21 protein-coding genes are annotated in these 24013 nt (G+C 65.9%); 11 read left to right on the plus strand and 10 right to left on the minus strand.

The window, feature by feature from the left end:
• Positions 1-59 precede the first annotated feature (59 nt).
• The gene (locus SARO_RS19025) at positions 60-938 is read right to left on the minus strand and encodes a Coq4 family protein (RefSeq protein WP_011906876.1); all 879 of its coding nucleotides are present in this window, start codon (positions 936-938) and stop codon (positions 60-62) included.
• Between the two features lie 106 nt (positions 939-1044).
• Positions 1045-2787, minus strand: a complete 1743-nt coding sequence (locus SARO_RS19030) for a D-aminoacylase (RefSeq protein WP_011906877.1) — start codon at positions 2785-2787, stop codon at positions 1045-1047.
• Positions 2788-3027: 240 nt separating this feature from the next.
• Here SARO_RS19030 and SARO_RS19035 point away from each other — a divergent pair, with 240 nt between their 5' ends.
• The 4 genes from SARO_RS19035 to folE all read left to right on the plus strand — a co-directional run bounded on the left by SARO_RS19035 (position 3028) and on the right by folE (position 5833).
• The gene (locus tag SARO_RS19035; protein ID WP_234007481.1) at positions 3028-3678 is read left to right on the plus strand and encodes a hypothetical protein; all 651 of its coding nucleotides are present in this window, start codon (positions 3028-3030) and stop codon (positions 3676-3678) included.
• A gap of 151 nt (positions 3679-3829) precedes the next feature.
• Entirely contained in the window at positions 3830-4600 is a 771-nt protein-coding gene (locus SARO_RS19040) for an SDR family NAD(P)-dependent oxidoreductase (RefSeq protein ID WP_011906879.1), read from the plus strand.
• On the plus strand, positions 4593-5147 hold the full coding sequence (locus SARO_RS19045) for a nuclear transport factor 2 family protein (RefSeq protein ID WP_143005017.1): 555 nt from the start codon (positions 4593-4595) through the stop codon (positions 5145-5147). Before SARO_RS19040 ends, SARO_RS19045 begins: the two co-directional genes overlap by 8 nt.
• A gap of 107 nt (positions 5148-5254) precedes the next feature.
• A complete protein-coding gene (gene folE / locus SARO_RS19050) occupies positions 5255-5833 on the plus strand; it encodes a GTP cyclohydrolase I FolE (protein WP_011906881.1) in 579 nt (192 codons plus the stop codon).
• Between the two features lie 54 nt (positions 5834-5887).
• Here folE and SARO_RS19055 read toward each other — a convergent pair whose 3' ends face one another.
• Positions 5888-7186: an MFS transporter gene (locus SARO_RS19055; protein WP_011906882.1), complete on the minus strand. Its 1299-nt coding sequence runs from the start codon at positions 7184-7186 to the stop codon at positions 5888-5890.
• Positions 7187-7595: 409 nt separating this feature from the next.
• On the opposite strand from SARO_RS19055, the gene SARO_RS19060 reads away from it, so the two are divergent.
• Positions 7596-10154 carry a TonB-dependent receptor gene (locus SARO_RS19060; protein ID WP_234007482.1) on the plus strand — a complete coding sequence of 853 codons (2559 nt, stop codon included), beginning with the start codon at positions 7596-7598 and terminating at the stop codon, positions 10152-10154.
• A gap of 64 nt (positions 10155-10218) precedes the next feature.
• On the opposite strand, the gene SARO_RS19065 is transcribed toward SARO_RS19060, so the two are convergent.
• From SARO_RS19065 to SARO_RS19090, 6 genes are read right to left on the minus strand one after another with little or no spacing between them, the layout of a single operon-like run.
• Positions 10219-10968, minus strand: a complete 750-nt coding sequence (locus SARO_RS19065) for an SDR family NAD(P)-dependent oxidoreductase (protein ID WP_011906884.1) — start codon at positions 10966-10968, stop codon at positions 10219-10221.
• Between the two features lies 1 nt (position 10969).
• Complete coding sequence (locus tag SARO_RS19070) at positions 10970-12091, minus strand: Gfo/Idh/MocA family protein (RefSeq protein ID WP_011906885.1); 1122 nt, start codon at positions 12089-12091, stop codon at positions 10970-10972.
• The gene (locus SARO_RS19075; RefSeq protein ID WP_011906886.1) at positions 12088-12954 is read right to left on the minus strand and encodes a sugar phosphate isomerase/epimerase family protein; all 867 of its coding nucleotides are present in this window, start codon (positions 12952-12954) and stop codon (positions 12088-12090) included. The genes SARO_RS19070 and SARO_RS19075 overlap by 4 nt, the downstream gene beginning before the upstream one ends.
• Positions 12954-14186, minus strand: a complete 1233-nt coding sequence (locus SARO_RS19080; protein WP_011906887.1) for a DUF1214 domain-containing protein — start codon at positions 14184-14186, stop codon at positions 12954-12956. Before SARO_RS19080 ends, SARO_RS19075 begins: the two co-directional genes overlap by 1 nt.
• A gap of 1 nt (position 14187) precedes the next feature.
• Positions 14188-15456 carry a sulfotransferase family protein gene (locus SARO_RS19085; RefSeq protein WP_011906888.1) on the minus strand — a complete coding sequence of 423 codons (1269 nt, stop codon included), beginning with the start codon at positions 15454-15456 and terminating at the stop codon, positions 14188-14190.
• Positions 15453-16496: a zinc-dependent alcohol dehydrogenase gene (locus SARO_RS19090; protein ID WP_011906889.1), complete on the minus strand. Its 1044-nt coding sequence runs from the start codon at positions 16494-16496 to the stop codon at positions 15453-15455. The genes SARO_RS19085 and SARO_RS19090 overlap by 4 nt, the downstream gene beginning before the upstream one ends.
• 117 nt (positions 16497-16613) lie before the next feature.
• Between SARO_RS19090 and SARO_RS19095 the strand changes: the two genes are divergently transcribed.
• Together SARO_RS19095 and SARO_RS19100 are read left to right on the plus strand one after the other, a co-directional pair.
• Complete coding sequence (locus SARO_RS19095) at positions 16614-17246, plus strand: TetR/AcrR family transcriptional regulator (RefSeq protein WP_011906890.1); 633 nt, start codon at positions 16614-16616, stop codon at positions 17244-17246.
• Between the two features lie 98 nt (positions 17247-17344).
• Positions 17345-17848 (plus strand): nuclear transport factor 2 family protein, encoded by a 504-nt coding sequence (locus SARO_RS19100; RefSeq protein WP_011906891.1) that lies wholly within the window; start codon positions 17345-17347, stop codon positions 17846-17848.
• Between the two features lie 4 nt (positions 17849-17852).
• Here SARO_RS19100 and SARO_RS19105 read toward each other — a convergent pair whose 3' ends face one another.
• A complete protein-coding gene (locus SARO_RS19105) occupies positions 17853-19622 on the minus strand; it encodes an N-acyl-D-amino-acid deacylase family protein (RefSeq protein ID WP_011906892.1) in 1770 nt (589 codons plus the stop codon).
• Positions 19623-19844: 222 nt separating this feature from the next.
• Between SARO_RS19105 and SARO_RS19110 the strand changes: the two genes are divergently transcribed.
• The 4 genes from SARO_RS19110 (at position 19845) to SARO_RS19125 (ending at position 23990) form a co-directional block, all read left to right on the plus strand.
• Positions 19845-20801, plus strand: coding sequence for a VOC family protein (locus tag SARO_RS19110; RefSeq protein ID WP_049759562.1), 957 nt, complete (start codon positions 19845-19847; stop codon positions 20799-20801).
• Positions 20802-20833: 32 nt separating this feature from the next.
• On the plus strand, positions 20834-22033 hold the full coding sequence (locus SARO_RS19115) for a flavin-dependent monooxygenase (protein WP_011906894.1): 1200 nt from the start codon (positions 20834-20836) through the stop codon (positions 22031-22033).
• A 19-nt stretch (positions 22034-22052) separates the two neighbouring features.
• The gene (locus tag SARO_RS19120) at positions 22053-23141 is read left to right on the plus strand and encodes a Rieske 2Fe-2S domain-containing protein (protein ID WP_011906895.1); all 1089 of its coding nucleotides are present in this window, start codon (positions 22053-22055) and stop codon (positions 23139-23141) included.
• A gap of 90 nt (positions 23142-23231) precedes the next feature.
• On the plus strand, positions 23232-23990 hold the full coding sequence (locus SARO_RS19125) for an SDR family NAD(P)-dependent oxidoreductase (protein ID WP_011906896.1): 759 nt from the start codon (positions 23232-23234) through the stop codon (positions 23988-23990).
• Positions 23991-24013 lie beyond the last annotated feature (23 nt).

A 24013-nucleotide genomic window follows, 5' to 3' on the forward strand; every position in this document is an offset into this window, starting at 1 on the left:
GGCGGCGAGGCGCTTGTCCGCGCCCGCCGCCCCGGCATTTCAGGGTATCGTGCCTGCCTTCACTCGGCGGCTTCCATCATGGGCACGCCGTAGTTCGGGTCATCCTCGTTGCAGAGGCGGTTGGTGTCGTCCCAGCGGCTGTCGATCACCGGGGTGATGTTCAGTTCGCGGCGGATGTCCTCGATCTGGACGTCGACATATTCGCGCCAGTCGACCAGCATCAGCGGGTACTTCCAGTTGCGACCTTGTTGCGCGCCGAGGAATTCCGCCTCGAGGTTCACGACCATCGCTTCGGGATAGTAGAGCCCGTCCTTCATCGTCGTCTTGGCCTTCAGGTAGAAGGCGATGCGGCTGAAGAAGTTGCTGAGTTCCGGATGGAAGTAGCGCGACTTGGCGTGCATGTTGGCGCTGATGAGGGCGATTTCGCCGCCGTGGTTGGGACCGAAGCCGGTCACCATGTGCTCGATGTCGTGCGTCAGCGCGGTCTGGCGCAGGTAGAAGGTGAAGTCGTTCACCACCTGGATTTCCTGGAAGAACAGGTCGAGCTGGTAGCCCGAGTTCGCCATGAAATCGTAGATTTTTGCACCCAGCGTGCCGGGGGCGCAGTCCTTGGTCTCGGCCAGCGTGAAGTTCGAAAGGCTGCGCTTTTCCAACCACTTCGCAAAGAGCGGCAGGCGCGCCTTTTCCATCTCGAACAGCTCGATCACGCGCGGCATGTCCTCGAGGTCGTGCAGGAGCTGCGCGACTTCGGGGATGTAGGCGGTGTTCGGCAGGTCGGGCCCGTTGCGGCGCAGCATTTCCTGCGCGATCAGCGTGCGCAGCATCGGGTTGTTGAGGTACTTGGATGAACTGACCAGCACCGAGCTTTCCGTCTCGATCTTCTGGATCCGGCCGTTGAAGTAGGCCCGGTCGGCGTCGCCGATCTTTGCTTCGTTCATGTTCGGCATCCTTCTCTTGTGTCTTTTCGTTTGAACGCGGAAGCGGGGGCGCCCGGAGGGATGGGCGCCCCCGACGAGAGAGCCGGCTTGAAGGCGCTCTCGCTGGTTATTCCGCAGCCTCCGCCAGCGCCGCGTCATCGTTCGCGGGGGAGAGGAACTTGCCCGGCATCGCACCGGTGAAGGCGCCGTTCTCGAAAGTCGGAACGCCGTTCACCAGGGTGAGGCGGGTGGGCATCGCCTGACGGGTAAAGCGCCAGGTGGTGCCGCCGCGGCCGTCGGGAACGTCGAAGGCCTTTTCCATCTCGCGACGCTGGATCTCGTCCATGTTGAACACGGCGATGTCGGCGCGCTTGCCCACCGCGATCACGCCGCGGTCATTGAGGTTGAAGTGGCCGGCCAGCTTGCCGGTCATCACGTGGATCGCCTGTTCCAGCGAAAGCTTCTTTTCCTCGCGGACGTACTGGGTCAGCAGCAGCGCGTTCTCGCCGCCACCGCAAAGCATCTGAAGGTGCGCGCCGGCGTCCGAGATGTTGCCGACGGTCTTCGGGTCCTTCATCAGTTCCAGCGTCAGTGCCTCGTCCTTGGGGAAGGGCGCCATATGCACGGTCGAACGGGTGCCGTTCTTGAGGATCCAGTCCGCCATCGCGTCCGAACGGTGCAGGCCGAGGCTGTCGGCATATTCCTTGAGCGTGATGTTGAGCGGACCCGCGCCGTTCTCGCTGTCGAGCAGGAACAGTTCCTGCGGGTTCTTCAGCGGCGAATGATCCCACGCCTGGGTATCCCAGCTTTCGCGGGCACGGGCGCGCCATTCCGGATCGGCGAGAAGCGCCGCCTTCTTGGCATGGTCGTCCTCGAGCACGACTTCGTGCCAGACGTAGTCGTTCGACTGCGCGAAGATCAGCGACTTGACGAGGCTGAGCGTCGAGGTCGGCGAGACGTGGGCATAGCCGGGCCACACGTCGACGCCGGCTTCGCGCATCTTGCGCACCGATTCCTGCATCGCGGGCAGGATGCCCTTCTGGAATTCAAGCGTGGGGATGGCGCCCGCGATCTGCACCTTGATCTTGCGACCGGCGAGAAGCTTCGACAGGCGTTCGAGGTTCGCCGGGCCGGTCATGCGCATGAAGGTGTCGACAATGACCTGGTAGCAGCAACCGGGGTAGCGCTCCATCACGTCGAACAGGGCTTCGAACTCGGCGTCGTTGGCCTTGAGCGTGGGAACCGGGCGGTCCTGTCCGTCATGGTCGTGCATGTTGTCGGACATGCCGAGCGCGCCGGCGGCAAGCGCGTCGTCGAGCAGTTCGGCCATCTTGGCGATTTCCTCGGCGGTCGCCTCGCGCTCCCATGCCTCGACGCCCATCGCGGCAAGGCGGATGGCGATGTGGCCGACATAGGCGGCGTAGTTCAGCGGCACCTTGACGTTGCGTTCCACCGAGGCGCGGTATTCCGACCACTTGTTCCAGTCCCACGGCAGGTTCTGCATGAACGGGCCTTCCGGGATGTCCTCGAAGAACGAGAAGATGCCGATCATCTCGCGCTGGGCGGGCATGTACTTGTGCAGCGGCGCGGGCGAGAAACCGCAGTTGCCGAGGATCATCGTCGTCGCGCCATAGCCGGGCAGCGGATCGAGATCGGGCTGCCACCACATGGTGCCGTCATAGTGGGTGTGGCTTTCGATGAAGCCGGGGGTGACGTGACAGCCGCTGGCGTCGAAAACGCGCTCGCCATTGGGGCTGAGGTTCTCGCCGACCTCGGCGATCACGCCGTCGCGCACGCGCACGTCCGCCTTGAACGCCGGAGCACCGGTCCCGTCCACGACGGTACCGTTCCTGATAAGAATATCGGACATTTCTTTCTCCCAGTTTGTCATTGCGGAACCGCTGTTTGCTGCAGGGCGCCGAGAAGATGTTGCGCAGCATATGGGGCGCTCCGAGTCCGGCGAAGTCCGAGCTTGCCAACAGGATCGTTTCGTTATCTGATGCGGATCATGACGCGATACGATTCAAGCGCATCGGCAATGCTTTCTGTCCTTAAGCGCAAATTGCGCAGTGAGGGATGGACAATGCTACGACTCTCTCGGGAGTTGGAAGTGGGGGAAGCCACCGTGAAGCGATGGCTTGCCGGCAAGGGGCTGACCATCGACCGGCTGGAGCGCCTGGCGGGTCTGTGCGGCATGGTGCTGGGCGACCTTGTGCGCGAGGCGGAAGAGGCGCCGGGCGTGCTCGCGCACGAACTCACGCTGGCTCAGGAACGCGCGCTTTCCAGCAACATCTTCCTCTCGTTCCTGTTCATGACGATCCTGAACGGCATCCAGCCCGACGAGACGGCGGCGGACTTTTCGGTGCCCCCGCGCGAGATGGAAGCCGCGCTTACCCGGCTGGAACGTCTGGCGCTGATCGACCGGCTCAGGAGCGGGCGGGTGCGGCCGCTGGTCGACCGCAACATGGTGTTCCGCAAGCTGCCCCTGCGCAACCTGTTCGAGACGCACATGAAGCGGGTGTTCTTCGAGCTGGACTATGGCGCTCCCGAGACGATCTATACGTCCGAGGTGGTGAAGCTTTCGGTCGCGGGCGCGGCGCAGCTTGCCGAGCTGTTGGAGCGGTTTCGTGGCGAAGTGCAGTCGCTTGCCGACCGGGACGCGGAAAAGGCGAACAAGGATCGCGACTGGTTCGGCGTGCTTTGCGTAATGCGCCCGCTGGAAATGGACCCGATCCGCAACGCGTGGTGGGAACTTTCCTGAAAAGTCGTCGCTGAGCATCTTGATGAATGCGCAAGATGGAATTATCAGTCTGATTATGTCGCTAAATGCGTAGCCGATATCGGATATGCCGCGCGATTGCCTAATCAGTCGGGGTGCCCGCTGCGGCTCCCTGGAAATTGCGGGAGAGAACATGGACAAGAATTTTCCGGCCGGCGCGACGATCGTCTTCGGCGGCAGCGGTGGCATCGGCAGGGGCGTCTCGCTCGAATTTGCACGCGAAGGCAGCGACGTGGCCGTGGTCTATCGTTCGAAGCAGGACGTTGCCGAAGCCGTGGCCGAGGAAATGCGCGCGCTCGGCCGCCGCGTCTCGATCCACAAGGCCGATGTACGCAACCGCGCCGAAGTGCAGGCCGCGTTCGCGGCAGCCGTGGCGGAACATGGCCGGGTGCACACGGTCGTATGGGGTGCCGGGCCTGTCGTGCCGCAGGTTCCCATCGCCGAATGGACCGAGCAGATGTTCCGCGATTCGATGGAGATCGAGGCTTTCGGCTTCAACAACGCCGTGCACACCGCGCTGCCGCACATGCGGGACAGCGGCGGCGGCAGCTTCGTGCACCTGGGTTCGGCCGGGCATGACTGGTGGCCGCAGCTCGATGGCCTGTCGGTAGCGCCCAAGGCCTGCAACGAGGCACTGATCAAGGGCATCGCCAAGGAAGAGGGCCGTCACGAGATCCGAGCGAACTCGATCCTCGTCGGCGTGATCGATGCGGGCCAGTTCAAGATCGGGCAGGAAGCGGGCACCTTCACCCCCGAATGGGAAGCGGCGGTCAAGGCGATGCTGCCGCTCAAGCGCTGGGGCAGCCCGCGTGACATCGGACAGGCTGCGGTGTTCTTCGCGTCGGACCGGGGCAACTACGTGACCGGGCAGACCATCTCGGTCGGCGGCGGGTTCGGTGTCTGACGCAGGCACCCGCCCGCTCGCGCCGCGTGCGTTGACGGTGGAAGAGATGGCGGACCGCGAAGCGCTGCGCCATCTCGTCGCCGCCTACGGTCATTGCATCGACCGGCGCGACTGGGATCTGCTGCGCACGCTTTACCATGCGGATGCGATCGACGATCACACGCCCTACTATTGCGGGCCGGTCGACGGGTACATCGCGTGGCTGCCGTCGATGATGGCCAACTGGCGCGCGACGATGCACACGGCCATGTCGATGCTCTTTGCGCTCGACGGCGACCATGCGCAGGGCGAAATCGTCGCGCGGGCCTGGCACCTCACGCTCGATGGCGAGCGCCAGTTCGTCGCCTGGGGCCGCTATGCAGATCACTATGAAAAGCGTGGCGGCGTATGGCGGTTCGCGCGGCGCTCGTTCATCCTCGACTTTGCCGAAGACGTTCCCGCCGCGAAGGGCGAGGACTATGGCAGCGAGGGCGTAGGCACCGGGCGCGCCGGGGCGGACGATCCCGTGCATGACCGCCTTTCGCTGTTCAGGCGCACGTTCGCGTAGATTTATTACTTTATGGCTACGCATATGAAGGAAATTGTCGCCTCCTGATAAATCTCGCGTTATCCCACCGGAAAAATCATGCGAATCAATCCGGGAAGGGGCGACTGATGGAACAGGGCAAACCGCACGTACCGCGCGAGGTGGAAGAGGCGATAGCCACGCTCATCCGCTGGGCGGGCGACGATCCCACACGCGAGGGGCTGCTCGACACGCCAAGGCGCGTGGCGCGGGCCTGGCGGGAGTGTTGCAGCGGCTATGCGGAAGATCCGGCGCACCATCTTTCGCGCCAGTTCGAGGAAGTGGGTGGCTACGACGAGATTGTGCTGCTGAAGGATATTCCGTTCCAGTCGCATTGCGAACACCACATGGCGCCGATCATCGGCAAGGCGGCCATCGCCTACCTCCCGCGCGAGAAGGTCGTCGGCATTTCAAAGCTCGCACGCGTCCTCCACGCCTATGCGCGCCGTCTTCAGATCCAGGAGCGGCTGACCAGCGAAGTCGCGCAGTGCATCTGGGACAACCTGCGCCCGCATGGCGTGGCGGTGGTGATCGAGGCGCAGCACGGCTGCATGACCGGGCGCGGCGTGCGGACGCCCGGCGTCGGCATGGTGACGAGCCGGATGATGGGCACGTTCCTCGACGACAATCGCACCCGCAAGGAAGTGCTGGGGTTGATGGGATACTGAGGGCGGCCCCGGGCCGGTCTGGCCGCAACTCCGGACCCGGCCCGGGAGCCCCCGTCAGGCTTGCGCCAGGGCCTCGCGGTCGCGGTTCAGCGCGTGAACGGTGCGGAACGCGGCCCAGACGCCGACGTATCCGGTCGGGATCGCGACGCTGAGGCCGATGCGCAACCCGTGGGGGCCGGCGCCCGCGATCCAGTCGCTCAACTGTCCGGCAAGGACCGGGCCGAGAACGGTTGCGAACATGCTGGCGATCAGCAGGACCAGCGCGGTGCCCGTGGCGCGATGGGCATTGGGCAGCAGATATTGCAGGCCCGCCAGAACGCCGACCGACCATCCCCCGCCCAGCAGTCCTGCCGGCACGGCGAACAGGCGGGCGAGCAGGAGGCTGTCGGTCCAGGTAACGGCAAGGATCGCCGTCGTAGCCCCGCCCAGCGCGAACGCCGTAAGCCGAAGCTGCATGGTCGGATCGTTCTTGCCAAGACGGTCGGCCAGAAAGCCGAAGCCCAGCACGCCGAGCAATCCCGGCAGGCCGAAAGTCAGCGCGAACGTCGTCCCCGCCTCTTGCGTGGTCAGGCCGTACGAGCGCTCGAACAGGGCAGGGCCCCACATCCCGAAGGTCACGCCCGAAAGCGAGCCGAGCGCCATGATGGTGGCAAGGAAGCGTACCGAGGGTGTCGAGATGAGCAGCCGCAGCGTCGTTCCCATCGGCAGGACGGGCGCCGCCTTGTCGGCCGCCTCGCGCGCGGGTTCGCGGATGACGAGGAAGCTTGCCGCCGCCACGACCATCCCGGCGATGCCCAGCGCGTGGAAGGCCGTCTGCCAGTCGCTGGTCGCGGCGATTGCGGGGCCACCGGCAAGGCCGGTCATCTGGCCGACGTAGATGGCCGTGCCCAGCAGTGCGAAGGCGCGGCCCCGTTCGTGCGGCGGGAAATAGGCGGCGATCAATGCCGCGGCAGGCGCCTGGTATGCAGCCTCGCCGATGCCGACGCCGACCCGGGCCAGCGCCAGCATGTTGGCGCTGGCGGCCATGCCTGACAGCATCGTGAAGAAGCTCCACACGCCGCATCCGGCCGCAATGATCAGGATGCGCGAGCGGCGGTCGGCAAGGCGCGCGATCGGCAGGGTGAATACGGCATAGAGCAGTGCGAAGGCAGGGCCCATAAGCAGGCCCATCATCGCGTCGCCGATGCCGAAGTGCGCCTTGATGGGTTCGGCCAGGCCCGAGATCAGGAAGCGGTCGGCGTAGTTGAGTACCGCCACGAGAACCAGCAGCGCCAAGGCCAGCCAGCGGTTGGTGAGCGGCTTGCCGCCGGCGGTCATCGTCGCGAAGGCGGCGGTGGATGCAGGTGTGGCCATCGCTCAGTTCTGCCGTGCCATGCAAGCGACGCCGGGCGCAGTGCGCGTGACGAATCCGATCCTGTCGACGAGGCCCGGCATTCCATTCTCCCGATAGACTTGACATTTGCGCAATTTATATGCGCCTTGGTTGTGCAAAGATGCATACTACGATGCGTTTTTAGGCGCAACATACCATTTTTTACGCAAATGATTTTCGCAAAATCGCATCCCTCTGCGGTCCAAGTCAAGGATTTCTGCGGCTTTCCGGAATGCGGACATCGTATGCAGGACGACTACGCCTTGCATCTTAGACCTAACGCTACAGGTCTGTATGCGTATTTCGTATTGCCTCATTCTACGCAATCGATATGTAGCCGCCCCACAAAGCAGGTTTCACGGGGGAGTCGTGATGAGAGAGAGAGTTTCCATGTCGTTTGCAGCCTCGCGCGCCGTGCGCCTCATGCTTGGCGCCAGCCTCGCCTGCATCGCGGGCGTCGCCCATGCGGCCCAGAACGCCGCCGCCGATCCGGCCCAGCAGGCCACCGAGGACCAGGGCCAGCTCGAGCAGATCGTGGTCACCGCGCAGAAGGTCGAGCAGAACCTGCAGGACGTGCCTGTGGCGATCAGCGCGATCAGCGCCGAAAAGGTCGCGACGCTCGGCATCCGCGATGCCCGCGACATTTCCGGCCTCGCGCCCAACGTGACCATCGTCCAGGGCACGACCAACGCCAACGCGGCGGTCATCTCGATCCGCGGCATTCCGACCCCGGCGTCGGAAACCTTCGGCCTCGACACCTCGAACGGCCTCTATGTCGATGGCGTGTTCATCGCACGCTCGGGTGGCAGCGCGCTCGACGTGATCGACGTTGCCCGCGTCGAAGTGCTGCGCGGCCCGCAGGGCACGCTGTTCGGCCGCAACACCACCGGCGGCGGCATCGCCTTCATCTCGCGCGCGCCGTCGAAGGACTTCCGCCTCTCCGCGGAAGCCGGATATGGCAACTACAACGCCTTCAACGGCAAGATCACGCTCGATCCGGGCGAGATTGCCGGCATTTCGACCAGCTTCACCTATAGCCACCGCGAACGCCACGGCGTGGTCGACAACCTCAACGAGCCGAGTGACGCGCGCGATCCCGGCGCGCGCAAGGGCGATTCCTTCCGCGTTGCCGCCAAGGCCGAGATCGGCGGGACCGGATCGATCCAGTACATCTTCGACTGGAGCAAGATTGACGCCTCGCCGATCAACTTCCAGCTGACCAACGTGGCCGACGGCACGGTCCGTCCGCCGCTGGTGGTGAACGGCGTGCCCATCGTCGTCACCCAGCAGGCCCCTGTCTCGCAGTACCTGGCAGGCGTGACCTTCCTCGATCCGCGCTGCGAGGCGCTGGCCGCGCCGACGCGCGAGTGGCGCGACACCGTCTGCAACGACATCAACAGCCGCTCGACCGACAAGGCCTGGGGCCACAACCTCCAGGTCGAGAACGACTTCGGTGCGTTCCGCGTGAAGTCGACCACCGGCTATCGCTTCTGGAACAACGACAGCACGAGCGACCTCGACGGCATCGGCGCCTTCACCGGCCCGGCCTTCACCAACGCTTCGCTGTTCAACGGCATGCCGGTGGGCCTGCTCCAGTACATCCCGTCGATCCCTGAAGCCGCGCGCCCGTTCATCGCTGCGGCCACAGTGCCGACGATCCAGCAGAACCTCTTCGACACCAACAACAAGCGCCGCCACAAGCAGTTCAGCCAGGAGGTCGAGATCGGCCACCAGGGCGACATGCTCGACTGGGTCGTGGGCGGCTTCTACTTCTGGGAGAAGGGGTCCGAGGACAACCCGCAGAACAGCGGCTACGTCCTTGATACCAATTCCATCTTCACGCAGAACTTCGGTCCGCTCGGCCCGCTGTTCGTGGCGGCCAACCCGGCACAGTACCGGCTGGTCCAGACGAAGTCGGTCCTGCGCTATACCGCCAGCGCCGAAAGCACCGCGATCTACGGGCAGGCGACGTTCTATCCCGGCGGCAAGGACAGCGGCATCCGCCTGACGGCGGGCGGTCGCTATACCTGGGATACCAAGAAGATGATCCGCTTCCAGAACGGCGCGACCGTTCCGGAAACCCCGGACGTCGGCAACGCAAGCTACAGCAAGTTCACCTGGAACCTGATGCTTGGCTATGATGTCGCGGACGGCATCAATCTCTACGGGCGCATCGCCACCGGCTATCGTTCCGGCGGCTTCAACGCACAGGACCCGGCAGTCGAGGGCGTCCTGCCCTCGTTCAAGCCGGAGAACGTCACGTCTTACGAACTCGGCCTCAAGTCCGAGCTGTTCGACCGCCGCGTCCGCTTCAACCTCGCCGGGTACTACAACGAGTACAAGGACCTGGCGGTCAACGTGCCGATCACCAACCTTGCGCCGGGCACTTTCGCCACCAAGGTGACCAACGCCGGCAAGGTGACCTACACCGGCGTCGAGGCCGAGCTGACGGCTGTCCTGACCGACAACTTCACGGTCGAAGGCAACCTTGGCTACGTCGATATCAAGTACAAGCAGTTCCTCGCCGGCCTGCCGGTCGAGGCGAACCAGCCGCTGGTCGATATCGCCGCCTACGCGACGCCGGGCTATACCTCGCCGTTCACCGCGAATGCCGCGCTCAATGCGCAGTTCCCGCTTTCGGCCAACGGCATGCGCCTGACCGGCCGGGTGAGCTATACTTACGAGGACGGCAAGTACAGCTTCACCAACACGATCTCATCGCCCTACAACGACATTCTGAAGGGTGACGATCGCAACATCGTCGACGCGCAGGTCGCGATCGACCGCATCCCGCTCGGCGGGGGCGAAGGCGTGATCCGCCTGTGGGTGAAGAACCTGACCGACAGCCACGATCTCGTCCGCGCGATCGACTTCGGCCAGCTCGGCTACGGTGGCGGCTACTATGCCGATCCGCGCACCTATGGCGTCACCGTCGGCGTCAAGTTCTGACGACGCATGCCGGCGGGCAGGGGAGCGATCCCCTGCCCGCCCGACAGCGGATTGCCGGTCCGTCTTATCCCGAAATCGTGTAGCCGCCGTCCACGGCCAGCGTCTGGCCCGTGATCCACGACGCGGCGGGGCTTGCCAGGAACAGGATCGCCTGCGCGATGTCGTCCGCTTCGCCCAGCCGGCCTAGCGGCGTGCGCGAAAGCGTCGGCGCGGTCCACGCTTCCTGTTCGAAGGTGCCCGCCGTCATCTTGCTGCGGGTCAGACCGGCCGCAACCGCATTGGCCCGCACCCCGCGCGGTCCCCAGTTGGCTGCCATCGTGCGCGTCAGGCCGACAAGGCCCGTCTTCGCGGCGCCATAGCCGGGCACGACCGGTATGCCGAAATAGCTCGACATCGATGCTACCCCGATCACCGATCCGCCGCCCGGCACCGCGCTTTGCGCCAGGAGGTCGACGGTGCGCCGCGCCATGCGGAAGGCGGCGTTGAGAAGCATGTTCACCGCGCGGTCGAACACGTCCGGCTCCCATTCGTCCAATCCGATCGAAGGCAGCGCGAAGCCCGCGTTGTTGACCAGAACGTCAAGCCGGGGGAGCGCCGCCGCCACCGCATCGATCCGGTCCTTGTCCTCGATGTCGAGCTGGAGATAGCGGTAGCCCGACAGGTCGGCGTCATACTCTGCCGCGCTGCCCCGGGTGCCGGTAATCGTCACCTGCGCGCCGGCATCGCGGAACAGGGCGGCGCTTGCCGCGCCGATGCCGCTCGTGCCGCCGGTGACGAGGACGTGCGCGCCCGCAAAATCATGCTTCGGTCCCATGTCAGACAGCCTCCACTTCAACCCAGCGTCCTTCGGCTGATGAAACCCGCGCCGCATCGAGGATCGCCTGGTTGGCGGCGGCATCGCGGAAATCGCCGGCAGGGTCGGGCAGGGGCGGCGCGCGCCCCTCGATCTTCGCCTTCAACTGGCCGAACAGCTTGGCATAAGGGGCCACGTCGAAGCCCTGGCTATGCCAGCGGTCCATCTCGGTCTGAACCAGTTCGCCGATGGGGAAGGGCTCGGGCGCGGGGTTGATCAGTTCGGCGGGCATTTCGATGGCGCGCGCGCCGTTGGCGTCCTGCACCCAGACCTGTTCCGGATCGCCGAATGCCGCGCCCGACTGGATCCATGCCGCACCATTCGTCCCGGCGACCTTGGTCGACATGACGAACGGTCCGGGGAAGCACAGCGCCGCCTCGAGATGTCCCATGCAGCCAGACGCGGTGCGGAACTGCATCGCGTAATAGTCGTCCGAGGTCTGCGTCGGTCGTCCGGGCGAAAGCTTGCGCAGAACGCAGCTCACCGCCGCGAACTCGCCCACCGTGGTGCGCGCCTGGTCGATCATGTGCGTGCCGAACGCGCCAAGGAAACCGCCGCCCTGCGCGGCATCGAGCCACCAGTCGGCGAGCGGTTCGTTGGGGTCGCCCCCCGGTTGCTGGTAGATGCGGTGGAACATGAGCGGCGCGCCGATCGCGCCGTCGCGCACCACGCGGGCCAGCAGCGCCTGCGCGCTGTCATAGCGGAATTCGGCGCCCAGCGCGTGGGACACGCCCGCCGCTTCCGCTGCCGCCAGCATTTCGCGCGCCTGGGCCAGGTCGCGGGCAAAGGGCTTCTCGCACATGACCGCGCGGCCGGCGGCAATCGCCTGCATGACCGGGCTGTAGTGCGCATGGGGCGGCGTCGCGACGGTGACGAGGCGGATTGCCGGATCGTCGGCCAGCACCTTCTCCAGATCGTTCAAGGCAAGCGGGATGCCCAGCGGCGCTCCGCGCGCGCGCGTCTTTTCCAGATCACGGCCGACGATGGCGCGCACTTCGAATCCCGCCTCGCGCAGGGCCCGGACGTGGGTGAAAAGACCGAAGCCGGTGCCGACGACGACCGCGCCGGGTAATTGATTGCTCATGGGTTTCCTCTTGCCCTTTCAAGGATTTCTCGGCCCGCTTCGGCCCAGTCCTGCGCAACCTGCGCAATTGTCTGGTCCTGCTGGCGGCTATTGAAGACTTCGATGCCGAACGGCGCGCGCGAGCCCATCCGGTCGAGGGTGCGCACAAGGCCCACGACATCCAGCGCGCCTTCGCCCGGCAGAAGCCGCGCGCTCATCAGTTCGGCCCAGAGGTCCGCTTGCGGTTCTGCCGGTGCGTCGCAAAGCTGCACGGCGTGGATGTGCTCCGGCGGCAGCGCGGCCAGTTCCTCCAGCGTCGAACCGCTGCGGAAGAAGTGCCAGGCATCGATCGTCAAACCGCCGTTCGGTCGGCCCGCCTCGCGCACGATGGCCCATGCTTCGGAAAGGTTGCGGATGCCTCCCACCGGCAGGAATTCAATGTGCGCGCGAAGACCGTGTTCGGCGGCCAGATCGCACAGTGCGGCAAATGCCTCGGCGGCCTCGTCGAGCGGGGCGGGCGTGGGTGACAGATCGATCGCCGCGACCGAGCGCGCGCCGATCCGCGCGGCCGTCGCCACCACCTTGTCCGGTGTCAGGCCGCGCAGAAGCTTGCCAAGTTCGCTGTCGTCGCCGGTCTTCTGGCGCTCCATCCAGCAGGCGGTGCAGTCGATTTCGGCGACGGTCAGCCCCGCGTCCGCGATGCGTGCAGCGAGTTCTGCCGCGCTGCGGCCCATGGCCTCTGCCGTCCAGACATCGCTTGGCTGCAATGCTATCGCGGAAAAGCCCGCCGCCGCTGCGGGCGCAAGCCGGTCGAGCAGCGGTACGTGGCCGAAGGGCGCAGGGCAGAACACGAGGTCTGCCGGGGTAAGGGGAGGGGGCGCCATCAGTCCACGAACTGCCCGGTCAGAACCGCCTGCGCCGGATCGAGTGCGTCCCGCCCGCGCGCTTCCAGTGCCGCCAGCGGCAGGCGCCACAGGTTCACCGGCACGGTCCGTTCGGTCAGGACCAGCCGCAGACCCCAGATGCCGCGTTCATGGCCATAGCTGTTGATCCAGTTGCCGCCGATGCCGGGATCGGATTCCGCAATCACCACCCGCACCCGCCCGTCGCGCTCGGCCACGTGGCGGTAGTTGTTGATCCAGCCGTTGCCGTCCTCGAACGTGTCGAGGTTCTCTTGCCACACGTTGCAGAGCTGGAAGTTCCAGTATTCGCACTCGGGCGGGGTGAACTCGATCACCAGCGCCTCGTCCTTGCCCTTTTCCCAGCCGCCGAAGGCCACGTGCCGGTCGGGCACGCCGCCGTTGGAAAGGTACTGTGCGCGGCTGTAGTCTAGCCGGTTGAGCCGCGCGGCGAAGTTGCCCTGGCTGCCCTGCCACCAGTTGCGGACCAGTTCGGCATAGCCCAGCACTGCCTGCGCGGTCCACGCCAGGTTGTCCGCGATCAGGGCCGGGGTGACCGGTTCCGGCTCCGCCTTGTCGGCCCGCGCGATGTTCATGGCTGGTGCCGTCTCGCGCAGGCGGTCCGACCAGACGAGGCGGATCAGGATGCAGTTCGTGTCCGGCGTCAGCTTCAACCAGTTGCGCCCCTCGCCCGGATCGTTCTGCGAAAGCACGACCTCGAAGCTGCCGTCGGCCTCGATCTTCATCTGGCCCGAATGGAGAAAGCCGGTGGTCTTGAGGTTCGACGGATCGAACCGCGCCAGCCCTTCCACGCCCTGTCCGGCCCAGTCCTCGGCCCCCGGTACCGCAGGGGCGGGGCAGGTGCACAGCGCCATCACGAAATAGGGGATGGTGCCGCGCGTGCCGGTGATCAGATAGTCGCGCGCTTCGTCGAACTGGCACATCAGGTGGTCCTGGTCGACCGTCTGGACGTTGATCGACTGGCGCCACACCATGTCGCGCAGGCGCGGGCGGGTCGGCTCGGCGTTCTCCAGCAGGCGCTCCATGCTCGACCGCGCGAGCCGGGTCATGAAGCGGTACCATTCCGCGCGGTCGAGGTCGGAAAGCGGTCCGTCCACCGCTTCGATGTGCCGCCCCGCCACCTTCAGCGTGTCGCAGAAATCGTCCCAGGCGCGGCCGGAAAGCAGGCGCTCTGTTGCAGTATCGGAAGCGGACATCTCAGTTCTCCTGCTTCACGGGGAAGCGTTCGTAGTAGAAGGCAAAGCGTTCGCGCAGCGCGGCAATGTCGACCCCGAACACGCCTTCGAGATCGTAGACGACCTTGCCCTGGGCATGGCGCGGGTTCTCCGAAAGGTAGCCCAGCAGGCGCGCCTCTGTTTCGGGCGGCAGGTCCAGCCCGGCGAGGCGGTAGATGCGCCGGGCCATGCCTTCCTGGTCGGCCATGTATTCGTGGAACGCGACGTCGATCGACTGCTCCGGCCCGAAGGCGTCGCGCTGCGCCACGCATTCGCGAAGCAGCTTCTCGATCCGCCCGGTCCACAGCCGCGCCAGCCCCGGCGGGTCGACAGGGTCGCGCCGGGTCCGGTCCGAATAGCCCAGCATCGTGGTCAGCGAACGCAGCACGTCCACCGGATCGCGGTGCGTGATGACCATCGTCGCGTCGGGGAACACCGCCTTGATCGCGGCGAGGTTTTCCATGTGCTGCGGCGATTTCAGCAGCCAGCGGACGCCGTTCTTCCTGCCCCGCTGCCAGGCTATGGCCTGGAGCACCTTGCGCTCGTAGGCGTAGGACGCCGTCCGGTCATGGGCGAGGTAATGCGCGGTCCAGCGCGGCAGGCGGCAGGAGAACTCCCAGTTGTAGCAGTTCATATCCATGAACAGCAGTTCGTTGTCCTCGTGGATGTCGTTCGCCGCCATCTCGTGCATCGCCGTCATGTGCGGAACGAGCGCGCCGAACGCTCCCCAGTACGCGGCAGAACGGGCCATGCGCGGATCGGTCTCGCCCGGCGGCAGGGGCGGGCCCGCGACCGGTTCCTCCGATTCCCACAGCGTCAGGCTGTCCAGCCGGTCGTCGCGCGACAGCCAGTTGACGAGGTGCGTCGTGCCTGATCGCGGCAGGCCGGCGATGAAGATCGGCTTTTCCACTGGCACGTCGAGGATTTCAGGGTGGCGCCGGATCAGGTCTTCCACGCGCAGGCGGTTGGCCATCGCGCGCACCGCCTGTTGCAGCACGAACACGCGGCCGCCCCGCGTCAGTCCCTCGTCCTCGTAGAGCGCGTCGAGGATCACGCCGAGCCGGGTGCGAAAGCCGGTATCCTCGCCAAAGTCGTCGAGCCCCGTTTCCGCCATCGCGCGCGCCAGCACTTCGTCGGCAGTCATCGGGCAGGGAAAGTCGTCCGGCCCCTCGCGCCACGCGGCAAGTTCGGGCGTGACGACGGGATCGGCCATGTCGTCGATGTGGATCAGCCTGGGTGTGGCGGCGTTCATGCGGCCTCCGGAAAGGTCAGGATCACCTTTGCCGCGCGTGCGCCGTCGGCGGCCACGGCAAGGGCTTCGTGAAAGCGGGAGAAGTCGAAGCGGTGGCTGATGAGCGGGGACAGCGCCTGCCCCCCCGCCGCCAGCATCGCCACTGCCTCGCCGAACTCTTCGGAGCGCGCATCGGCGATGGAGCCTGCAAGGCTGATCTCGTTAGCCATCATCCGCCACAGGTCGAGCGCGAGTGGCTTGTGGTGCAGCGCGACGACCGCGATGCGCGCGCGGTACTTCGCCACCGCGACAACTTCTTCCAGCGCCGCCGCCGACCCGGCGCAATCGACGAACACGTCCGTGCCCACGAACTTCGCCCCGAACCGCTCGCCCGATCCGTGGAACCGCGCCAACGCTTCTGTCAGCGACTCCTGCGTTACATCCACCGCCAGCCCCGCGCCGAGCGCCCTGGCACGCTCCAGCCGTTCCGGCACGCGGTCGAAGATGGCCACGTCGCGCGCCCCAAGGTGTCGTGCCATGACCAGCGCGCACAGCCCGATGGGGCCCGCGCCCAGGATCGCGATCCGGTCTTCCGTTTTCGCTCCGGCCACCCGCAGGCCGTGCAGGCCCACCGAAAGCGGTTCGGCCAGCGATGCTTCGGCAAAGGGCAGGTGGTCGGGCAGGGGGAACAGCGTTTCGCCGATTTCGGCTCCGGCCACGCGAATGAAGGCCGCCATCGCACCGTCCGGCCCGCCACCGCCGATATAGGCGCGGTCCGGGTTCACCGCGACGCGCATTCCCGGCGCCACGCTCGTCACGCATTGGCCCACCGCAACGACGGTTCCGGCAAATTCGTGCCCGATCGGCAGCGGCGCGGACAGCGGCTCGACGCCGCCCAGTCCGCCCTGCGCGATATAGCCTAGGTCGCTTCCGCAGACCCCGCAGGCGGCAACTTGCACCAGTGCCTCGCCGGGCCCGCAATGCGGCACCGGCACTTCGTCCAGTCGCACGTCGCCCGGCCCGTGGACGCGCGCGAGGCGCATCTTGGCTGTTCCGGCCATGGCCGGTCTCCTCTTCCCATTTCCCGCCAAAGTGCGGGTTCGCTTGCTATGGTATACTGTGCAGTATATTAATCAAGCGGGATTTACGAGCGCCGTGCGAGCGGGCAGGGAGATGCGGTGAAGGCAGATGCGAACAGCACTTCGGGCAGCGGGCGACGGGGCCGGCCATCGGCCGAATCCACGCGCCTGCGCATGGCCCACCTGCTCGAGGTGGCGCGCGGCATCTTCGTGCGCCGGGGCTACCGCGCGACGACGATGGACGAAGTCGCCGCCGCTGCCGGGGTAACCAAGCGCACGCTTTATGCCTGGCATTCCGACAAGGAGGCGCTGTTCCGCGCCTGCGTCATGCTGGGCGCCGAACGATTCCCGCGCATCGAGCCACAGGCCGGCGAGGACGCGCGCGCCGCGCTCGAACGCTATGTCCTTGAACTTCATCGCGAACTCACGTGCGAGGACAGCTACGGCATGGGCGCGTTGTTCCTGCGCGAGGCGGCGGAATTTCCGGAACTGGCAGGCTCGATCCAGCGCGGCCACTTCGATTTCATGGTCGAGCCGCTCGCTGCATATTTGCGCGGGCAGGGGCTGGAGGAGGAAGCCTCGACCGAGCGGACGATGCTGTTCGTGGCCATGGCGCTTTCCCCGCTGCACAATGCCATGCTCGTGGGCATGGCCCTGCCCGGCACGGCTGGCGTCGCCGCGCACGCGCGGCGTTGCGTGTCGATCTTTCTCGATGGAAGCAGGCTGCGATGATTGCGCGTTTCGGCGTTCATTCTCGAATTTGGCAAAGCTTTGCGCACGTATATACAGCGATAAAGCCGAATCATCGGCAATGCATCGGGAGAGCCACAGTGACCGCCACACTCGAAGACATCGCCGCCCGCCTCGGCGTCCTGGAAGACAAGGAAGCCATCCGCGCGCTCAAGGCCCGCTACCTGCGCGCCTGCGATCTCAAGGAGGTCGAGGACGTGCGCGATTGCTTCGCCCCCGGCAAGATCCGCATCGCCTACCAGAACTTCCCCGAATTCGACGACCGCGACGCCTTCGTCGAAATCTACCGCCAGATGGCCTGCAACGGCGGCGTCTACGATATCCACCACGCCACCAACTGGCAGATCGACCTTGCCGGACCGGAACGCGCAACCGGCAAATGGTCGCTCAACTTCCGCACTATTCTCACCGGTCCGCGCCAGGTCGTGCGGCTCGCGGTCGAATATGACGACGTCTATGAAAAGCGCGATGGCCGCTGGTGGATCGTCGAGACCGTCAGCCGCGTCATCTCGATGCTGACCGAACAGGTGAACGAGGACGGCAGCGTTACCGTCCTCGCCCTGGCCGAACCGCCTGCGGCCTGACCGGTCAGGCCGGCACCGCCGCGCGCTGCGCGTGCTGGGCTCCGCGCACCACCCGGCCCGGCCGCTCGTCGGTCGGCTGGTCGTGCTCGCGGATCACCCGTCCGTTGACGACCGTGGCGACATATCCCGTCGCGGTCTGGTCCAGCCTGCGCCCGCCGCCCGGCAGGTCGTGCTTCACCACCGGCGCGTGAAGCGTCAGCCGGTCCAGGTCGATCACGTTGAGGTCTGCCTTGTATCCGGGCTTAAGCAGTCCGCGATCCTCCAGGCCCATGACCCGCGCCGGTCGCGCCGCCAGTCGTTCGACCGCCTCGGGCAGCGTCAGCCTTTCGCCTGCCCGGTCGCGCACCCAGTAGGTCAGCATGAAGGTCGGGTAACTGGCGTCGCAGATCGCCGCATAGTGCGCGCCGCCATCCCCCAGTCCGATCACGGTATCCTCGCGCCGCATCAGTTCGAGCAGCGCATCGAGCTTGCCTTCAAGGAAGTTGCCCAGCGTGTTCAGGATCATGCCGTTGCCCTCCCGCTCCATCAGCAGGTCGTAGGCCACCTCTTCGCACGAACGGCCCTGTGCCCTGGCTTGTGCGGCGATGCTTGTTTCGCGCGCCGGTTCGTACTGGGGCGGGTCGTTGAACGGGAACATCCAGTCCCAGATGCGCGTCAGCATGGCCAGCGGATGGCCCGGCTGCGGCACTTCGGAGATCAGCTTCGCCCGGAAGGTGGGGTCGCGCAATGTCGGCAATTGCTCGTCCAGCGGGAGGCCGGCAATGGCCTGGTAGGACGGGCACAGGCAGAACGGGTGCGTCGACAGCGCCCAGCCTGAAATCATGCCGATGGGCCGGGGCAGGACCTGAGGCCAGATCTCCAGCCCGCGCGCCCGGCCTGCATCGACAAGGTCGGTGGCTGGCTTCCAGTTGGCGGCCCCGCTGTTGGCGACGCCCAGGGTGAAGGTTGCCGGACGGCCCGCGGCCTCGGCAACCGCCAGCAATCGTCCCATTTCCTCGTCCCACGCGGTGAACGGCGCGTCCAGCACCGCCTGGAACACGCCCGTCTCCGCATCGGCCAACGCGCCTGCGATGGCGACAAGCTCGCGCGTGTCGGCGCCGAAGGTCGGGATCAGGTCGCCGCTCTTGGTGCGATGGATGTTGAGCCGCGAGGTCGCGAACCCCACGGCGCCCGCGTCCAGCGCTTCGCGTGCAAGGCGGCGCATTTCGGCAAGATCGGCTTCGGTCGCCTCCTCGCGCGCAATGGCCCTTTCGCCCATGACCCATACGCGCAAGGGGCTGTGCGGCAGCAGGCAGGCCACGTCGATGTCACGCCGCCGTGCGGCAAGCGCGTCGAGATAGGACGGGAAGCTGTCCCAGTCCCACGGCAGGCCTTCGGCCATGACCACGCCGGGAATGTCCTCGACGCCTTCCATCAGCCGGATCAGCGCCTCGCGATCCTCGGGCTTGCACGGCGCGAAGCCCACGCCGCAATTGCCAAGCACTGCCGTCGTCACCCCGTGCGAACTGCTTGGCGAGAGCGTGTCCGACCATGCGGCTTGCCCGTCATAGTGGGTGTGGATGTCGACGAAGCCGGGGGTGACGATCAGGCCCTGTGCGTCGATGGTGCGCGCTGCGCTGCCCCGGAACGCGGGGCCGACATGGACGATCCGGTCGTCCTTGATGGCCACGTCGCCGGTAAATGGCGCTGCGCCCGATCCGTCGATCACGGTTCCGTCGCGGATCAGCAGGTCGGCGTCGAATCCGACGGGCGCCTCGGGCTTGCTGGCAGTCATCGCATCTCCCTTTCTTTTGCCGAACGGTACTCAACCGTTCGGTTTGGCGCAAGCCCTCATCGCTTGTCCCGTGTGCGTTCCGCCGCCGCACTTTCGTTGCTGGGTAATGCGGCATTTGGAAGTTACGAGCACATATTTGCGTATTTGGAATGGATTCCGAATACGCGAAATTCACAACGCATTTGATTCTCGTCAATTCCTCCATCCACGCAGACCGTCATCATGTGCGCATTGCAGAACGGCACAGGAGACCGACCGGTGGAAATTGCGGCGCTAGCCTACAGCGTGGTCACGGCCACCCGTCCGCACGTATGGGTCCGCTTTGCCGAGGACATCGCCGGCTTTGCCGCGGTCGAGGTGCCGGGCGGCACCGCGTTGCGCCTGGATGAGCGGGCAGGGCGGGTATTCGTGGTTTCGGGCGCAGAGGACGGCTATTTCGCCACCGGCTGGGAACTGCGCTCGCGCATCCAGTTCGAAAAGGCGCTGGAGGATCTTGCCGCGAAAGGCGTGACCTTCACCCACGGCACCGGGGCCGAATGCGCACTGCGCCATGTCAGCGCCATGGTCTGGCTGGCCGATCCGGCCGGCAACCGGCACGAGCTGTCGTGGGGGCCGGTTTCCACATTCCAGCCCTTCCGCTCGCCGCAGGGAGTGGACCGCTTCGTCACCGGCGACCTGGGTTACGGCCATGTCGTCCTGCCCGCGCCGGCGATCGACGCAACGCGCGATTTCCTTGTCGACGTGCTTGGCCTTGGCGTGTCGGACTTCATGGTTCACCGCCCGCTGGGACCGGGCGGCCCGGCCATGCGCATAGACTTCATGCACTGCGCCAATGCGCGCCACCACAGTCTTGCGCTGTTCGAAGGCCCGGTGCCTGCGGGCTGCGTCCACATGATGGTCGAAGTGCCGACGCTCGACGATGTCGGCCGCGCGCATGACCGCGTGCTTCGGTCCGGGGCGCGGATGATGGCGACCCTGGGCAAGCATACCAACGATCACATGACCAGCTTCTACGTGATGACGCCGGGTGGTTTCGCGCTCGAATACGGCTTTGGCGGCCTCCAGCTCGACTGGGACCGGCACACCGAGTTCGAATTCACCGAAGTGAGCCTGTGGGGTCACGATTTCAGCGTCGGCTTCGGCGCCGACGAGAAGGCAGCAATGGCCGACGCGGCCTGAACATTCATCCTGCAACACCCGGGAGAGCGACAATGACACTAGCACAAGCACAAGCCGTAAAGACGCCGACCGTGGCAGACCTCGTGGCCCGCGCGGCCGCGATGGTGCCGACCCTGCGCGAGCGCGCGCCCGAGGCTGAGCGCGAATGCCGCATTCCCGCGCAGACGATCCGCGATTTCCAGGATGCCGGCTTCTTCCGCATCCTCCAGCCCGCCCGCTATGGCGGCTACGAGATGGACCCGCAGGCCTTCTATGCAGTGCAGATGAAGGTTGCCGAAGGCTGCATGTCGTCGGCCTGGGTGCTGGGCGTCGTGGCGGTCCATAACTGGCAGCTCGCCCTTTTCGATCCGCGCGCGCAGGAAGACGTCTGGGGCGACGATCCGGCGACGCTGATTTCCTCGTCCTACATGCCCAAGGGAAAGGTCGTGCCCGTCGACGGCGGCTATCGCGTCTCGGGCCACTGGGGCTTTTCCAGCGGCATCGACCATTGCGAATGGGCCTTCCTCGGCGGCCAGATGACCGATCCTGAAACCGGACGCCCGGATTTCGTGACCTTCCTGATCCCGCGCAAGGACTTCACCGTCCTGCCGATCTGGGACACGGTTGGTCTTGGCGCGACCGGCAGTCACGACGTGGTGGTCGAGGACGCATTCGTTCCGGCTTACCGGATGCACCGCTCGAAGGATGGCTTCGCGGTCACCAGTCCCGGTCTCAAGACCAACGACGCGCCGCTGTTCCGCCTGCCCTTCGGCCAGGTCTTCGTCCGCGCGGTTTCCTCCTCGTCGATAGGTGCGCTCCAGGGCGCGCTCGACCTGTTCCGCGAGGCGGGTGCGCGCCGCGTGTCGCACAACGACGCCTCCAGCGCGGCGCAGGACCCGGCAACGCTGGAACTGATTGCTGAGACGGCCTCCGCGATCGACGAGATGAAGGCCACGCTCAATCGCAATTTCGATCACCTGATGGATGTCGCGCGCGCGGGAGGGCAGGCCGATGTCGAAACCCGCCTCACCTATCGCTACCAGTCGGCCGAAGTGTCTGGACGCTGCGCCGCGCTGGTCAGCCGCATCTTCCACGCCTCTGGCGCGGAGGGAATTTTCCGCAACCGGCCGCTTTCGCGGATCTTCTGCGACATCCATGCCGGACGGACCCACGTGGCCAACAATCCGGCCAAGGTCGGCCGCAATTTCGGCGGCGTGCTGCTCGGCGCGCCGAACATGGACAGCTTCATCTGATCGACGGGGAGTGGATGCAATGGCGACGACAGCGGAATACGGGCTCGGCCCGCTCACCTTCCCCCGCGGCTGGTTCATGGTGGCGGTGGCCGATGAGGTCACCTCCACGCCCCAGCCGGTGCGTTTCTTCGGCAAGGAAATGGTGCTCTATCGCGGCAAGGGCAGCGGGCGGGTCGTCCTGCTCGACGCCTATTGCCCGCACATGCGTGTGCACCTGGGGCGCAACACCACCTCTTACGTGGTGAAGGACGGCACCCATGTCGAAGGGGATGCTATCCGGTGCCCGGCGCACGGCTGGCGCTATACGCCCGAAGGCAAGTGCGATGACATCCCCTATACTACCCAGCCGATCCCCAAGGCCGCCTGCGTGAAGTCGCACAAGGTCGTCGAGAAGGCCGGCTGCGTGTGGATGTGGCATGACATGGAGGGCGGCGATCCGGAATTCGACCTGCCCGACTTCGCCGAATGGGACATGGAGGGCGAAGGATGGGTGCGTTGGCGGCTGGACCATCTCGGCACCCTGCCGATCCATCCGCAGGAAATCGTCGACAACATGGCCGACCTCGCCCATTTCCGCCCCGTTCACGGCAGCACCGAGATTATCCGCTTCGAGAACGGATTCCACGATCACATCATCACGCAGCGCCTGTGTTCCGGCCATCGCACGCTGGTCGGCAGCGATCAGGCGCTGGTCAACGATACCTGGTACACCGGCCCGGGCATCCTGCTCTCGCGCATGGAGGGGCAGCATCCCTCGGTCATCATGATCTGCAACACGCCGGTCGAGGATGGCGAGGTGCGGGTCTGGTACGCGCTTGCGGTGCGGGTGTCCGACAAGGCGGCGGACGATGCCGGGGTCGCCCTGGCGCGCGCCTATCAGGACACCGCGCTTGAAGCCTTTGCCCAGGACTTCGAGCTGTGGAAGTACAAGGAACCGGCGATCTCGATCCTGCAGGTCGCGGGCGACGGCCCCTTCCACAAGGAGCGCATCTGGCATCGCCAGTTCTACAACCCGCGCGAGCGTGCGGGGGAGTTCCAGCGCCGCGTGAACGGGGTTCATGTATCGTTAGGTGCCGCGAAGGATTTTGCGGCGGAGGCGGCAGAATGATTCCGCAATGACAAATTCAATGCCGTGATTGACCTTCATTTGCGTTATCCTCTAATCAATAGCCTACGATATAGTTGAGGGGATTCGGATATGGCGATCAATTACGGCCTCGATGGCAAGGTGGCGCTGGTCACGGGTGCGGGCGGCGGCATCGGCCGCGCTGCGGCGCAGGTCTTCGCCCGCTCGGGCGCCAGCGTCATGGTCAGCGACGTGAACGAGGCCGGCGGCGCCGAGACCGTCGCCCTGATCGAGGCGGCGGGCGGCAAGGCCGCATTCGTGCGCTGTGACGTCAGCAACGCGGACGAGGTCAAGGCCATGGTCAAGGCCACGGTCGACACGTTCGGCGGCCTCGATTGCGCATTCAACAACGCCGGCATCAACCGCGTGACCGACGACCAGTACGACGACGCGATCTGGGAACGCGACATCGCGATCAACCTTTCGGGCGTGATGCGCTGCATGCGCGAGGAATCGGCTGTCATGCTTGAGCGCGGCGGCGGGGCGATCGTCAACACCGCCTCGATCAACGGCCTCGTCGGCAACGGCTCGCAGCCGGCCTATACCGCCGCCAAGCACGGCGTCGTCGGCCTTGCCCGCCATGGCGCGCTGCGCTGGGCCAAGAACGGCATCCGCGTCAACGCGGTGTGCCCGGGCGTGATCGAGACCCCGATGACCGCCCCCCTGGTCCAGAACCCGGAGATCAAGGCGCTGATGGATTCGATGACGCCGATGGGCCGCATGGGCTCTGCCATGGAAATCGCCGAGGCGGTTGTCTGGCTCTGCTCGCCCGCCGCCAGCTTCGTCACCGGCCACGCGATGGTCGTGGACGGCGGAGCCACGGCATTCTGATCCACGGCCCGCTGATCCACAGC

This window comes from Novosphingobium aromaticivorans DSM 12444 (assembly GCF_000013325.1).
Taxonomy (GTDB): Bacteria; Pseudomonadota; Alphaproteobacteria; order Sphingomonadales; family Sphingomonadaceae; genus Novosphingobium; species Novosphingobium aromaticivorans.

Bases quoted from the DNA above. Each gene is read 5' to 3' on its own strand.
- SARO_RS19080 (WP_011906887.1), bottom strand. From the start codon at position 14,186: ATGTCCGCTTCCGATACTGCAACAGAGCGCCTGCTTTCCGGCCGCGCC.
- SARO_RS19085 (WP_011906888.1), bottom strand. From the start codon at position 15,456: ATGAACGCCGCCACACCCAGGCTGATCCACATCGACGACATGGCCGAT.
- SARO_RS19040 (WP_011906879.1), top strand. From the start codon at position 3,830: ATGGACAAGAATTTTCCGGCCGGCGCGACGATCGTCTTCGGCGGCAGC.
- SARO_RS19105 (WP_011906892.1), bottom strand. From the start codon at position 19,622: ATGACTGCCAGCAAGCCCGAGGCGCCCGTCGGATTCGACGCCGACCTG.
- SARO_RS19090 (WP_011906889.1), bottom strand. From the start codon at position 16,496: ATGGCCGGAACAGCCAAGATGCGCCTCGCGCGCGTCCACGGGCCGGGC.
- SARO_RS19120 (WP_011906895.1), top strand. From the start codon at position 22,053: ATGGCGACGACAGCGGAATACGGGCTCGGCCCGCTCACCTTCCCCCGC.
- SARO_RS19075 (WP_011906886.1), bottom strand. From the start codon at position 12,954: ATGGCGCCCCCTCCCCTTACCCCGGCAGACCTCGTGTTCTGCCCTGCG.
- SARO_RS19065 (WP_011906884.1), bottom strand. From the start codon at position 10,968: ATGGGACCGAAGCATGATTTTGCGGGCGCGCACGTCCTCGTCACCGGC.
- SARO_RS19025 (WP_011906876.1), bottom strand. From the start codon at position 938: ATGAACGAAGCAAAGATCGGCGACGCCGACCGGGCCTACTTCAACGGC.
- SARO_RS19060 (WP_234007482.1), top strand. From the start codon at position 7,596: ATGTCGTTTGCAGCCTCGCGCGCCGTGCGCCTCATGCTTGGCGCCAGC.
- SARO_RS19125 (WP_011906896.1), top strand. From the start codon at position 23,232: ATGGCGATCAATTACGGCCTCGATGGCAAGGTGGCGCTGGTCACGGGT.
- SARO_RS19110 (WP_049759562.1), top strand. From the start codon at position 19,845: ATGTGCGCATTGCAGAACGGCACAGGAGACCGACCGGTGGAAATTGCG.
- SARO_RS19055 (WP_011906882.1), bottom strand. From the start codon at position 7,186: ATGGCCACACCTGCATCCACCGCCGCCTTCGCGACGATGACCGCCGGC.
- SARO_RS19070 (WP_011906885.1), bottom strand. From the start codon at position 12,091: ATGAGCAATCAATTACCCGGCGCGGTCGTCGTCGGCACCGGCTTCGGT.
- folE (WP_011906881.1), top strand. From the start codon at position 5,255: ATGGAACAGGGCAAACCGCACGTACCGCGCGAGGTGGAAGAGGCGATA.
- SARO_RS19030 (WP_011906877.1), bottom strand. From the start codon at position 2,787: ATGTCCGATATTCTTATCAGGAACGGTACCGTCGTGGACGGGACCGGT.
- SARO_RS19115 (WP_011906894.1), top strand. From the start codon at position 20,834: ATGACACTAGCACAAGCACAAGCCGTAAAGACGCCGACCGTGGCAGAC.